This window comes from Streptacidiphilus neutrinimicus, from assembly GCF_000787815.1.
Classification (GTDB): Bacteria; Actinomycetota; Actinomycetes; order Streptomycetales; family Streptomycetaceae; genus Streptacidiphilus; species Streptacidiphilus neutrinimicus.
Genome location: NZ_BBPO01000067.1, coordinates 1 through 12,420, shown reverse-complemented (window position 1 = coordinate 12,420; position 12,420 = coordinate 1). Strand labels below are relative to the sequence as shown.

Annotated in this window: 11 protein-coding genes; 5 read left to right on the top strand and 6 right to left on the bottom strand. The window is 71.6% G+C overall.

What is annotated here, in order from left to right:
• Positions 1–86 precede the first annotated feature (86 nt).
• On the bottom strand, positions 87–308 hold the full coding sequence (locus tag TR48_RS30410; RefSeq protein WP_042373373.1) for a DUF1918 domain-containing protein: 222 nt from the start codon (positions 306–308) through the stop codon (positions 87–89).
• A 57-nt stretch (positions 309–365) separates the two neighbouring features.
• Here TR48_RS30410 and TR48_RS30405 point away from each other — a divergent pair, with 57 nt between their 5' ends.
• Positions 366–1,343 (top strand): Dyp-type peroxidase, encoded by a 978-nt coding sequence (locus TR48_RS30405; RefSeq protein WP_042373372.1) that lies wholly within the window; start codon positions 366–368, stop codon positions 1,341–1,343.
• A gap of 14 nt (positions 1,344–1,357) precedes the next feature.
• On the top strand, positions 1,358–2,155 hold the full coding sequence (locus TR48_RS30400; protein ID WP_042373428.1) for a family 1 encapsulin nanocompartment shell protein: 798 nt from the start codon (positions 1,358–1,360) through the stop codon (positions 2,153–2,155).
• A gap of 40 nt (positions 2,156–2,195) precedes the next feature.
• Here the strand turns inward: TR48_RS30400 and TR48_RS44535 are convergent, their stop codons facing one another.
• Entirely contained in the window at positions 2,196–2,357 is a 162-nt protein-coding gene (locus TR48_RS44535; RefSeq protein WP_170183566.1) for a hypothetical protein, read from the bottom strand.
• A 180-nt stretch (positions 2,358–2,537) separates the two neighbouring features.
• On the opposite strand from TR48_RS44535, the gene TR48_RS30395 reads away from it, so the two are divergent.
• Entirely contained in the window at positions 2,538–4,859 is a 2,322-nt protein-coding gene (locus tag TR48_RS30395) for an FdhF/YdeP family oxidoreductase (protein ID WP_042373369.1), read from the top strand.
• Between the two features lie 112 nt (positions 4,860–4,971).
• Positions 4,972–5,187: a hypothetical protein gene (locus tag TR48_RS42485; protein WP_152628273.1), complete on the top strand. Its 216-nt coding sequence runs from the start codon at positions 4,972–4,974 to the stop codon at positions 5,185–5,187.
• A 77-nt stretch (positions 5,188–5,264) separates the two neighbouring features.
• Here the strand turns inward: TR48_RS42485 and TR48_RS30390 are convergent, their stop codons facing one another.
• The 4 genes from TR48_RS30390 to TR48_RS30375 form a co-directional block, all read right to left on the bottom strand.
• On the bottom strand, positions 5,265–6,563 hold the full coding sequence (locus TR48_RS30390) for a KamA family radical SAM protein (RefSeq protein WP_042373367.1): 1,299 nt from the start codon (positions 6,561–6,563) through the stop codon (positions 5,265–5,267).
• On the bottom strand, positions 6,544–7,653 hold the full coding sequence (locus TR48_RS30385) for a hypothetical protein (RefSeq protein WP_042373366.1): 1,110 nt from the start codon (positions 7,651–7,653) through the stop codon (positions 6,544–6,546). Before TR48_RS30385 ends, TR48_RS30390 begins: the two co-directional genes overlap by 20 nt.
• A 238-nt stretch (positions 7,654–7,891) precedes the next feature.
• Positions 7,892–9,688 carry an alkaline phosphatase family protein gene (locus tag TR48_RS30380; protein WP_042373364.1) on the bottom strand — a complete coding sequence of 599 codons (1,797 nt, stop codon included), beginning with the start codon at positions 9,686–9,688 and terminating at the stop codon, positions 7,892–7,894.
• A 225-nt stretch (positions 9,689–9,913) separates the two neighbouring features.
• On the bottom strand, positions 9,914–10,675 hold the full coding sequence (locus TR48_RS30375; protein ID WP_042373362.1) for an IclR family transcriptional regulator: 762 nt from the start codon (positions 10,673–10,675) through the stop codon (positions 9,914–9,916).
• Positions 10,676–10,813: 138 nt separating this feature from the next.
• On the opposite strand from TR48_RS30375, the gene hutH reads away from it, so the two are divergent.
• Positions 10,814–12,355 (top strand): histidine ammonia-lyase, encoded by a 1,542-nt coding sequence (hutH, locus tag TR48_RS30370; RefSeq protein ID WP_201777181.1) that lies wholly within the window; start codon positions 10,814–10,816, stop codon positions 12,353–12,355.
• Positions 12,356–12,420: the final 65 nt, after the last annotated feature.

Sequence of the window (12,420 nt, the reverse complement as noted above, 5' to 3'; positions counted from 1 at the left end):
CCCAGGCACGGCGGTCGCGGCACGCCGCCGCACGAATTTCGGAAGGCGCAGGCGGGAGGTCGGGCAAGCGGGAGGCAAGCGGGAGGTCAGAGATACGACGCGTCCGGATGGACCGTCTCCACGCGCTGCTTGACGCATCGGATGCGCGAGCCGGGGCCGGGACCCACCACGGCCGAGCGGCCGTCCGGGTACTCGACGCGGTACGGCGGGGCACCGGCCTCGCCCAGCACCTCGGTGATCCGCGCGACCTTGCCGTACGCCGCGGCGCGGCCCTGCATCGACAGCCAGTCGCCTCTGGCAGCTTGCATGCGGACCGCCTCCCTTCCGCCCCGAGCTCGAACGAGCCCCACCAGTCTAGGAGCCCCATGGCGACCCCGCAGAGCATCGTCAGACCCCCGACGCGAGCCGCCGTCTTCCTCGTCGCCACGATCGCCGAGGGCGGCGAGCGGAGCGTGCGGGAGCTGCTCTCGGACCTGGCGGGGATCGTACGGTCCGTGGGCTTCCGCGCGCCGGGCGACCGGCTCGGCTGCGTGGCCGGCGTCGGCTCGGACGCCTGGGACCGGCTCTTCGAGGGGCCGCGTCCCCGCGAGCTGCACCCGTTCCCGGCGCTCGACGGCCCGGCGCACCACGCGCCGGCGACGCCCGGCGACCTGCTCTTCCACATCCGCGCCCAGCGCATGGACCTGTGCTTCGAGCTCGCCCGCCTGATCACGGACCGTCTGCTCGACGTCGTCACGATCGTCGACGAGGTGCACGGCTTCACCTACTTCGACGAGCGCGACCTCCTCGGCTTCGTCGACGGCAGCGAGAACCCGGAGGACCGGGCCGCCGAGGCGGCGGTCTACCTCACCGACGAGGACCCGCGTTTCCGTGGCGGCAGCTACGTGATCGTGCAGAAGTACGTGCACGACATGGCCGCGTGGGCCGCGCTGCCGACCGCCGAGCAGGAACGGGTGATCGGGCGCAGCAAGGACTCCAACGTGGAGATGCCCGACGACGTCAAGCCCGCGAACTCGCACGTCGCACTGAACACCATCGTCGGCGAGGACGGGGTGCAGCGGCAGATCGTCCGCGACAACATGCCCTTCGGGGCGGTCGGACGCGGCGAGTTCGGCACCTACTTCATCGGCTACGCGCGCACGCCCGAGGTGACGGAGCGGATGCTCCGCAACATGTTCCTCGGCGACCCGCCGGGCAACACCGACCGGATCCTCGACTTCTCCACCCCCGTCACCGGATCCCTGTTCTTCGTGCCGAGCGCGGACTTCCTCGACGGCATCGACGGCGACGCCGGCGCGGACGGGTCCCTGGGCATCGGCAGTCTCAAAGGAGCGTCACGATGACGGCCAGCAGCGACATGAACAACCTGCACCGGGCGCTCGCCCCGATCACGCCCGCGGCCTGGGCGCAGATCGAGGAGGAGGCGCGGCGGTCCTTCCGGCGGCACGTGGCGGGGCGGCGTGTCGTGGACGTGTCGGGCCCGAGCGGACCGGAGCTGGCCGCCGTCGGAACCGGTCACCTCGCCGACATCGAGCCCCCGGCGGCGCGCGTCTCCGCCCGCCTGCGGGAGGCGCGGCGGCTGGTCGAGCTGCGGGTGCCGTTCACGATCGCCCGCGCCGCGGTCGACGACGTGGAGCGCGGCGCGCAGGACTCCGACTGGCAGCCGGTCAAGGACGCGGCCCGGGTGATGGCCTTCGCCGAGGACCAGGCGATCTTCGACGGCTATCCGGCAGCGGGCATCGACGGCCTGCGCGTTCGCAGCTCCAACCCCGCGATCAGCCTCCCCGCCGAGGCGGAGGCCTTCCCCGACGTGGTCAGCAGCGCGCTGACCGCGCTACGGCTGGCCGGCGTCGACGGCCCGTACGCGGTGCTGCTCGGCGCCGACCAGTACACCTCCGTCATCGAGACCTCCGACCACGGCTACCCGGTCGCCAAGCACGTCGAGCGCCTGGTCGACAGCGAGCTGGTCTGGGCTCCCGCGCTCAGCGGCGGCTATGTGCTGTCCACCCGCGGCGGCGACTTCGAGCTGCGGCTCGGCCAGGACCTCTCGATCGGCTACAGCTCGCACGACAAGGACAGCGTCGAACTGTACTTCCAGCAGACGCTGACCTTTCTCACCTACACGGACGAGGCCGTCGTGGTGCTGCGGCCCTGAGGACCTGGGCGCCCTGGTCCCCAGGGCCGCAGGGCGGCGCTCAGCTCTCGTCTTCGTCCGGTTCGGGGTCCAGGCCGACCTCCTCGCGGTCCAGCTCGGTGCGCTCCTCGAGCTCCTCCTCGTCGGGGCGTCGGGGCAGGCCACCGCCGTGGCCGGTGTCCGGGTCGCCCTCGACGGCCTTGTTCGACTTGTGGTGCGACATGGTTCCTCCTCGGACCGCTTCGGGCCGACTACCCCCACTCAAACCCCATCGTCACGGCCTCGCAATCGGGCACGAGGAAGATCGTCTGGCTGGCGTTGATCAAGTGGAATAGCCTGTTTCAACAAGCCGGACAAGCCGCCTGGCCGCCACCCGCGGCCGTGTGGCGGAAGGGTGAGTGACATGAACGACTCCGAGGATCGGGAGCAGCGCCCGGAGTTCCGGCCCTACCACCATCCGGCCGCGGGCTGGGGCGCGGCCAAGAGCGTCACCAAGTTCCTGATGGACTCCGGCGAGTACGTCGACGGGCCGCGCGCGGTCATGAAGATGAACCACGAGAACGGCGGCTTCGACTGCCCGGGCTGCGCCTGGCCCGACGACATCAAGGGCCTGAAACTCGACCTCTGCGAGAACGGCATCAAGCACGTCACCTGGGAGATGACGCGCAAGCGCGTCGACCGCGCGTTCTTCGCGGCCCACACGGTGGACGAGCTGTCACAGTGGAGCGACGCCGCGCTTGAGGACCAGGGCCGGCTCACCGAGCCGATGGTCTACGAGGCGGCCACCGACCACTACGTGCCGATCAGTTGGAAGGACGCCTTCGAACTCGTCGGCGCCGCGCTGCGCGGGCTCGACTCCCCGGACCAGGCGGCCTTCTACACCTCCGGCCGGCTCGGCAACGAGGCCACCTTCCTGTACCAGTTGATGGCCCGGGAGCTGGGCACCAACAACCTGCCCGACTGCTCCAACATGTGCCACGAGGCGAGCGGCCGCGCCATGCAGGCCGCGCTCGGCACCGGCAAGGGCACCGTGGACCTCAAGGACTGGGAGGCCACGGACGCCCTGTTCATCATGGGCGTGAACGCCGCCTCCAACGCTCCGCGCATGCTCACCGCGCTCGCCGAGGCGTACCAGCGCGGCGCGCAGATCGTCCACGTCAACCCGCTGGTCGAGGCCGCCGCCCGGCGCACGATCATCCCGCACGACTTCGTGGACATGGCGCTGAACAAGTCGACGAGGACCAGCACGCTGAACATCCAGCCGCGCGTCGGCGGCGACATGGCACTGCTGCGCGGCATGGCCAAGGCGATCATGGAGCAGGCCGGAACCGACCCCAAGGCGCTCGACCAGCTCTTCATCGACCGCCACACCCATGGGTTCGAGGAGTACCGCAAGGTCTGCGAGGCGACCTCGTGGGAGGAGCTGGAGCGCCAGTCCGGCGTCCCGCGCGCGGACATCCTGGCGGCGGCCCGCGTCTACCGCGACGCCGACCGCAGCATTTTCAGCTGGTGCCTGGGCGTCACCCAGCACGAACACGGCGTCGACACCGTCCGCGAGATCGTCAACCTGCTGCTCCTGCGCGGCAATCTGGGCCGCGAGGGCGCGGGCCCGTCGCCGGTGCGCGGCCACAGCAACGTCCAGGGCAACCGCACCTGCGGCATCGACCACCGCCCGACGACGGAGTTCCTGGACCGGCTCGCGGAGGTCTGCGCCATCGACCCGCCCCGCGAGCACGGCAGGGACACGGTGGCGACCATCGAGGCCATGCACCGCGGCGAGCTGAAGGTCTTCGTCGGGATGGGCGGCAACTTCGCGCTCGCCGCGCCCGACACGTCCTACACCTACGCCGGGTTGCGCAACTGCGAGCTGACCGTGCACGTCAGCACCAAACTGAACCGAAGTCACCTCGTGCACGGACGCCAGGCGTTGATCCTGCCGTGCCTGGGCCGTACCGAGAAGGACCGGCAGCGCACGGGCGAGCAGGCGACTTCGGTCGAGGACTCGATGAGCATGGTCCACCTCTCCCGCGGCATGAAGCGCCCGGCCTCGCCGCACCTGCTCTCCGAGCCCGCCATCGTCGCCGGCATCGCCCGCGCGGCCCTGCCGGGCAGCCGCACGCCGTGGGAGTGGTACGTCGAGGACTACGACCGCATCCGCGACACCATGGCGGAGGTCCTGGACGGCTTCGAGGACTTCAACCGGCGGGTGCGCCTCCCGCTGGGCTTCCGGATCAAGCAGCCGGCCCGCGAGCTGGTCTTCCTCACCCCGTCCGGCAGGGCCGAGTTCTCCGCCGCCCCGCTGCCGGACGTCGTCCCCGCGCCGGGCACGCTCGCCCTCGGCACGATGCGCTCGCACGACCAGTGGAACACCACGATCTACTCCGACAACGACCGCTACCGCGGCGTCCGCAACCTGCGCACGCTGGTCTTCATGAACCGCGACGACATGCGCGAACGCGGCGTCACCGAGTTCGACCCGGTCGACGTCACCGCGACCGCGCGCGACGGCTCCACCCGCTCCCTGAACGGCTACCTCGCCATCCCGTACGACATCCCGCGCGGCTGTGCGGCGGGCTACATGCCGGAGATGAACGTGCTGTGCGCCATCGGCGACTACAGCACCCAGAGCGACCAGCCCATCATGAAGCATCTCAAGGTCACTATCGTCCGCTCCCAGACGATCTCCACCCCGCCCGACCGCGCGGAGCCCGCCCACCTGACCTAGGGGCCTGCCTCGGAGGCCCGCCGGACGGCGGGGGCGCTTGAGCGAGGGTGGCACGCTCGCCCGGCAGGCTGACGCGGCGTGCCGGAGGCCGCCTCGGTTCGTTGACCCTTGCGTGACTTCTGCGGAACCGCTTTCGCGGCGCGCCTCGCCCGGCGCCGCGCGGTCGAGCGACACGCCGCTGTTCCACGCCATCGCGGCGTCCTGGACGGCGCTCGGCCGCACCGTACCCGGTATCCCGGACCCCGAGTGGGACCGCCTCGTCGCCGCCCGGCCTCGTCCGCGGCGTCGGCTGCTCTTCCCCAACCCGCGGCAGAGCGGGCCGCCGTGACGGTGCACTGCGCCAGGGTCGGCGCGTTCGGCGGGTCCGGCGGCTCTCGCGCGTCCGGCAGGCGGCGGCGGGTGGCGTCAGTCGAGGCCGGGCAGGGGGCCGTCGCCGGGCAGCGGCTTGAGGTCAGTCAGCCAGCGGGCGTCCGGGTCGTAGGCGGCGAAGAACGGACGCCCCACCAGCTCCGGGTCGCGCGCCTGGACGTAGTGGAGCACGAACGCGCGCCGGCCCCCGACCTCGGCCACCCCGTCGACCTGCACCTTGCCCGGCGTTGCCGACATGATCGGGCCGCGCACCGTCCGGGCAAGCCCGGAGACCTGCGCGTACGCCTCGCGGAACAGTTCGTGCGCGCGCGCCAGCGGCACCGCGAAGTAGTCCTGCGGACCGGTGTCGCGCTCGACGAACATGTAGTACGGGACCGCGCCCTGGGCGACCAGCCGCCGCCACAGCACCGCCCAGTCCTCGGCCCGGTCGTTCACGCCGCGGATCAGCGGCGCCTGGCAGCGGACCACCGCGCCCGTGTCCTGCACCCGCCGCAGCGCCCGGACGGCCGGCTCGGGCTCCAGTTCGCGCGGGTGCGAGTAGTGGCCCATCAGCGCCAGGTTGCGCCCGCCGCGCACCACCCGCTCGAACAGCCGCAGCAGCTCGTCCGCGTCCGGGTCGGTCAGGAAGCGGTGCGGCCAGTACGACAGCGCCTTGGTGCCGAGCCGCACCGACTCCAGGTGCGGGATCTCCAGCAGCGGCTCGACGTAGCGGGCCAGCACCGCGCTGCTCATGATCAGCGGATCCCCGCCGGTGATCAGGACGCTGGTGATCTCCGGGTGCGCACGGACGTACGAGGTCAGTGCCTCCGCGTCGCCGCTCGCCATCCGCAGGTCGGGCTCGCCCACGAACTGCGGCCAGCGGAAGCAGTACGAGCAGTACGCGTGGCAGGTCTGGCCCTGGCGCGGGAAGAACAGCAGCGTCTCGGCGTACTTGTGTTGCATGCCTTCGGCCGGAACGCCGTCCAGCAACGGTGTGTTGAGGTCCCGCTGACCGCTCGGGTGGGGGTTCAGCCGTAGCCGGATCTCGTGCACGTCCGCGCGCAGCCGGTCGGCGGAGGCGCCCTCGCGCAGCATCCTCGCGATGCGGTCGACGTCCGCGCGCGGCAGCATGTCCGGCTGCGGGAAGACCAGCCGGTACATCGGGTCCTCGGGCGCCGCCCGCCAGTCGATCAGCTCGTCGACGACGTAGGAGTTGGTCCGGAACGGCAGCACCTCGGCGACGGCCCTGGCCCGCAGCCGGTCGGCCTCGTCCAGGCCGGCCCGCGCGAGCAGCGCGTCGAGATGGGGGAGAGCAAGAGCCCGGAACACCGGCCGATCACCGTTCTGCACTGCCACGCACTGACCCTCTGTCGCTCTCCGCCGTGCCGTGCCCTCCCGGCGCGCGCTCGGCCGACGTCACCTCAATCATCGCACGGGGCACGCCTTTGACCCGCACGAACACCTCCGCGTCCACGCCGTACTTCTCGGTGAACGCGGCGCGCAGCCGCCCGAGCAGGTCGACCTCCCCGGTGTCGATCAGCTCCAGCTCGTGGGCCCGGTCCAGGTCGCCGTCCACCCGGACCGTCACCGGGCGGTCCCGATGCCGGGCGAGTTCCACGACGAGCCGCTGGTCGCTCAGGTAGAGCACGCCGTCGTCATCGACGTACTCCAGCCACATCGGCGCCCCGGACTCCCCGGTCTCCGGCTCGACGAACTGCACGTGCCGGGTCAGCACCTCGTTCACCGAGCGGGAGCGGCTCCACAGCTCGGCGAAGCGCTCGGAGACGAAGGAGCCGAGCGGCGTGGTGATCCGCACCTCCAACTGCTGCCCCTCGCCGGAGAGCCGGTCCACCGGGTAGAAGCTCACCATCATCCGCTCCCCGCACCTGTACAGCTGGATGGACGGCGCGGCCGCGTACACCCGCACCTGCAACCGCTCCCGCTGCTCCTCCGGGAGCTGCGCCTCCAGACGGCGCAGCTCGCGCAGGTTGCGCATGACCTCGCGGCGCACGTCCGCGCTGAGTTCGTGCGAACGCTGCCGGGCCGCCATGGAGTCCGGGTCCAGCAGCATGACCCGAATGGTCGCGCCCCGCCGGATCGCGGTCCGGGCAGCCTCCGCGAACCGCATGGCGCTCGCGCCGGACAGCAGGTAGGAGAAGGTGTCGAGGACGCAGACGATGTCGCCGGTCTGGGCCACCTTGTCGCAGAACGAGGGGTAGTCGAGCCTGAGGTGCTCGCGGACGCGCTCCTCCTCCAGCCTGGTCAGGACCGGCTGGATGACCAGCAGGGTGACCATCGTGGTGAGCATCTCCGGCGCCAGGTTCAGCAGCAGGTTCTCCCGGAAGTCCGGCAGGCCTCGCGCGAACCAGATGCACAGCCCCGTCACCACGCCGATCACCGCGCACAGCAGCAGCACGCCGCGGCGCACGCGGCGGTCCCCGAACATCGGCACCCCCGTACCCCGATCCGGAACGCGTTCCTCCCGCAGGGTCGGCGCGTCTGTCGTGACCTTGGTACCCAGGCGGCCTCGGGGCATGCGCCTGCCGCCTTTTGTTGAGGGGGAGTTGAGCATGCCCCAGGGGCGACCCGCACAGGCGAAGACGACATGTGCGGGAGGCCGGGGCGAGTCCGCCCCGGCCTCCCGTCTGGGTGTTGCCGATCAGATGGTGAGTGGAGGCACCGGGTCAGTGGCCCCGCGGGCGGTCGGTCAGGCCGGGGAGGACCCGCGTGCCCTCGACCTTGACGGCCGTCAGCTCGCGCGGGCTGAGGCCCAGAACGGACAGGATCGTCGGGGCGACCTGGGTGGTCTCGACAGAGGCGGACTCGACCCGCGCCGGGATGCCCGGGCCGTCGACGATCATCAGGACGTGCCGGTCACCGGTGTTCATGCCACCGTGCTCGGCCAGCTTGGTCGGCTTCGCGTAGACGACGCCCTCCTGGACCTCACCGAAGACGTCCGGGGAGTGGCCGTTGTGGGCCGAGGCGCCGAAGAAGTGAGCGGCGGCCGCGCCCGCCCAGATGTGGGCCAGGCCCGAGTGTGCGACGGTGACCGGCTTCTTGTTGACGTCGTAGCCCTGCGCGGTGTGGCCCCACAGGTAGTTCTTGACGAAGTCGCAGGCGGCCTGCGAGGTGTCCGACAAGTAGGACTGCCACAGGTCGTCGTCGGTTCCGGCGACGATGAGGTTCTGGTTGGAGGGGTGCTTCTTCGCCCAGGCGGCGTTGATCGCGCTGATGATCGGACCGTCCTGGACGGTGACGAGCTTGTTGGGGTCCTGCGGGGACTGGCCGTGCTTGGCCGTCACGATGATCGTCGTCGAGCCCGCCAGGCCGTCCTTGTGAAGGGCGCGGACCATGCGGCCGAGCTGGGCGTTGACGTAGTCCAGTGCGCTGGACAGCACCGGCCCGGGAACGAGCTTGCCCTGCACCCACTGGTAGCCGCCCGGCTCCGGAGCGCTGGTGGTGTAGTTGCCGTGGGCGTCCGGACCGATCAGCGTCGTCGGGGTCGAGCGGATCTTCTGCGCGACCGAGACGGTCTGGAAGTTCATGCCGAAGATGGCCGGGGTGCCGACCTTGGTCTTGCCCGAGTGGTCGCGGCCGCCGATCTCATTGAGGACGGCCTGGACCTTGTAACCGTCGTACTGCTTGGTGGCGGCGTCGATGTGGGCCCAGTCGTCGTCCTGCGGGTACGGGACGCCGTTCGGCATGACGGCCTGCGAGTCGATCTCCGGCGAGAAGAGGTCGTCGATGCTCTGACCGTTCGAGCCGGGGCCGTTGAAGGACGCGTAGACCTCGTGCTTGTCGGACCACGCGGTGCGCAGGCCGGCGTTGTGGATGACCTGGAAGATCGTGTTGTCGCCCAGGTAGTCCCACGGGGTGATCGGCTTGCAGGTCCTGGGGTCGACCGGGAACGTCTTCGGGTTGAGCGACGTCTTCGGGTTGAACTTCAGGTTCATGATCGCGGCCGGGTTGGTGTCGACACCCTTGGGGTAGATCGAACCGTTCTCGTCGAACGACGGGAAGGTGCCGTTCGCCGGGTTGGTGAAGTCGTTGACGTTGGCCAGTGCGTCGTCCGGCGAGTCGTAGATGACGTCACCACCGGTGGCCGGCCGCCCGGGGGTGCAGGCGGCGCCCGCCTCGTCGACCTTGTGGCTGTACTCGACGTCGTAGTAGACACCGGTGGACTTGGGGTTGCCGCCGGTCATGATCGCGGTGCCGCCCGGGTCGGAGTCCGACGGGTTGGACGTCTCCGCATGGGTGTACTCGCTGCCGCCGTGCGTCAGTCTGGCAAGCGTGGAGCCCGGGTGGTTGGCGATGTACCAGTCGAGATCACTCTGGTGCATGCCGTCGACCGAGATGAGCAGGACGTGCTTGCCGCCGGGCGCGGCCGCCTCAGCGCTGGCGTTCAGTGCCGGAAGCCCACACAGCGCGGCTGCCGTCGCCGTGGCCAGTCCGACCAGGGCCGGACGGGTGTACTTGGGCATCGTGCTCTCCCTACGAGTCGAGCCAGTGAGGTCGCACATTGCTGTGCGCGAAGAATGATTCATCGCCCAGGCGGGCCGACGAGGAAAAGCGGGGTGTCCATCAGACAGCTGTCAGGCGACGCCCAGATGTCGCGAGCCGCTCTTGCGAGCCCTCGCCCCGACCGGCGACGGCCCTGTGCCCGCGGGGCCGGGACGGCAGTCCCCGTTGGTCGGACTTGGGGCGCCTCAGCGGCCGCCGACGCGGCGCGAGAGTTCGCGCGCCGTGCGGGTCACCGCCTGGGCCAGCTCCTCACGTTGTTCCGCGTCCACCGCACCGCTCTCGAAGGTGACCGCGACGCCCGCGACCGGGTGGTCCGCGCGGTCGGTCACCGCCGCCGCCACCGAGGAGAAGCCGAGGGTGACCTCGCCCTCCTCGGTGGCGTAGCCGCGCCGCCGGACCTCCACCAGCCGGGTGCGCAGCGCCGTGAGCGACCCCGGACCGCGCGCCTCGGTGCGCTGCACGAACGCCGCGGCGTCCGGGAACAGCGCCCGCACCTGCGCCGTCGGCAGCAGCGCCAGCATCGCCCGCCCGCTGGCGGTCAGCTGCGCCGGCAGCCGCACGCCCACCTCCGTGACCAGCGGCGCCCGCCCCCGTGCGCGCTCCTCGATCAGGTAGAGCACCTCGCGCCCGTGCAGGACGGCCAGATGCGCGTTGTGCCCGGTGCCGTCCACCAGCCGCGCCAGCGGTACCCGGGCCAGGCGCTGGAACGGGGCCTGCCGGGTGTAGCCGGAGCCGAGCTCGAAGGCGCTGACGCCGAGCGCGTACCGCCGCTCCTCGGGCAGGTGGACGACGAAGCCGTCGGCCGCCAGCGTGTCGAGCAGGTGGTACGTCGTCGAGCGCGGCAGGCCCACGTCACGGCTGATCGCGGCGGCGGGGACCGGTGCCGCCTGACGGGCGAGATACCTGAGAACGGCCAGCACCTGGGCGGCCGCGGGCACGATGGACATGCCCGCAGCGTAGCCGGGGGCATGTCCCGAACCTGTCTGGGATCCGAGACATTTGAGCCGTGAAATGTCTGGGATACCAGACACAACCCCGGGGAAACCCCTGGTGAAGGGTTGCTGACCTGGTGCTTCATGGATGCCATGAACAAGGTGCTCATCGGGATCGGCCCCCTCTCCGCCGACGAAGTCGTGTCCGTCGCCCGCCTCGGGGCCGCGGTCGAGATCTCCCTCGACGCGCAGGAGGAGATCAGCCGCAGCCGCAAGGTCATCGAGGACCTCGCCGACGACGTCACGCCGCACTACGGCGTCTCCACCGGCTTCGGCGCGCTGGCCACCCGGCACATCCCTGCGGAGCTCCGCGCCCAGCTCCAGCGCAGCCTGGTCCGCTCCCACGCCGCCGGCTCCGGCCCCGAGGTCGAGCGCGAGGTCGTCCGGGCGCTGATGCTGCTGCGCCTGTCCACCCTCGCCACCGGCCGCACCGGCGTGCGCCTCACGACCGCCCAGGCCTACGCCGACCTGCTCAACGCCGGCATCACCCCCGTCGTGCGCGAGTACGGCTCCCTGGGCTGCTCCGGCGACCTCGCGCCGCTGTCCCACTGCGCGCTCGCCGTCATGGGCGAGGGTGAGGTCCGCGACGCCGACGGCACGCTGATGCCGGCCGCCCAGGCGCTCGCCGCCGCCGGCCTGACCCCGGTCGTGCTGCGGGAGAAGGAGGGCCTGGCCCTCATCAACGGCACCGACGGCATGCTCGGCCAGCTCGTCCTCGCCGCCCACGACCTGCACCGCCTGCTCGCCACCGCGGACATCACCGCCGCGATGAGCGTCGAGGCGCAGCTCGGCACCGACGCCGTCTTCGCCGCCGACCTGCAGGCCCTGCGCCCCCACCCCGGCCAGGCCGCCAGCGCCGCCAACCTGCGCGCGCTCCTCGCCGACTCGGCCGTCATGGCCAGCCACCGCGACCCCGCCTCCTGCACCCGCGTCCAGGACGCCTACTCGCTGCGCTGCTCCCCGCAGGTCCACGGCGCCGCCCGCGACACCCTGGCCCACGCCGAGGTCGTCGCCGACCGCGAGCTCGCCAGCGCCGTCGACAACCCCGTCGTCACCCGCGACGGCCGCGTCGAGAGCAACGGCAACTTCCACGGCGCGCCCGTCGCCTGCGTGCTCGACTTCCTCGCCATCTCCGTCGCCGACATCGCCTCGGTGTCCGAGCGCCGAACCGACCGGATGCTCGACGTCGCGCGCAGCCACGGCCTGCCCGCCTTCCTCGCCGACGACCCCGGCGTCGACTCCGGCCACATGATCGCCCAGTACACGCAGGCCGCGATCGTCTCCGAGCTCAAGCGTCTGGCCGCGCCCGCGTCGGTGGACTCCATCCCCTCCTCGGCGATGCAGGAGGACCACGTCTCCATGGGCTGGTCCGCCGCCCGCAAGCTGCGCCGCGCCGTCGACGGCCTCACCCGCGTCCTCGCGATCGAGCTGCTGACCGCCGCCCGCGCGCTCGACCTGCGCGCACCGCTCACGCCCGCCCCGGCCACCGACGCCGTCCGCGCGGGCCTGCGCGAGCACGTCCAGGGCCCCGGCACCGACCGCTACCTCGCCCCCGAGATCGAGGCCGCCGTCCAGTACGTCGCCGACGGCCGGGCCCTGGCCGCCGCCGAGTCCGTCACCGGCCGCCTGCACTGACCTCGCCTCTTCTCTCCCTTTACGTAGCAAGGACTTCGCCATGACGACCACGCGTACCGATGTCA

Excerpts from the sequence above, each read along its gene's own strand:
- TR48_RS30410 (WP_042373373.1), bottom strand. The coding sequence starts at position 308 with ATGCAAGCTGCCAGAGGCGACTGGCTGTCGATGCAGGGCCGCGCCGCG.
- TR48_RS30405 (WP_042373372.1), top strand. The coding sequence starts at position 366 with ATGGCGACCCCGCAGAGCATCGTCAGACCCCCGACGCGAGCCGCCGTC.
- TR48_RS30400 (WP_042373428.1), top strand. The coding sequence starts at position 1,358 with ATGAACAACCTGCACCGGGCGCTCGCCCCGATCACGCCCGCGGCCTGG.
- TR48_RS44535 (WP_170183566.1), bottom strand. The coding sequence starts at position 2,357 with ATGTCGCACCACAAGTCGAACAAGGCCGTCGAGGGCGACCCGGACACC.
- TR48_RS30395 (WP_042373369.1), top strand. The coding sequence starts at position 2,538 with ATGAACGACTCCGAGGATCGGGAGCAGCGCCCGGAGTTCCGGCCCTAC.
- TR48_RS30385 (WP_042373366.1), bottom strand. The coding sequence starts at position 7,653 with ATGTTCGGGGACCGCCGCGTGCGCCGCGGCGTGCTGCTGCTGTGCGCG.
- TR48_RS30380 (WP_042373364.1), bottom strand. The coding sequence starts at position 9,688 with ATGCCCAAGTACACCCGTCCGGCCCTGGTCGGACTGGCCACGGCGACG.
- TR48_RS30375 (WP_042373362.1), bottom strand. The coding sequence starts at position 10,675 with ATGTCCATCGTGCCCGCGGCCGCCCAGGTGCTGGCCGTTCTCAGGTAT.
- hutH (WP_201777181.1), top strand. The coding sequence starts at position 10,814 with ATGAACAAGGTGCTCATCGGGATCGGCCCCCTCTCCGCCGACGAAGTC.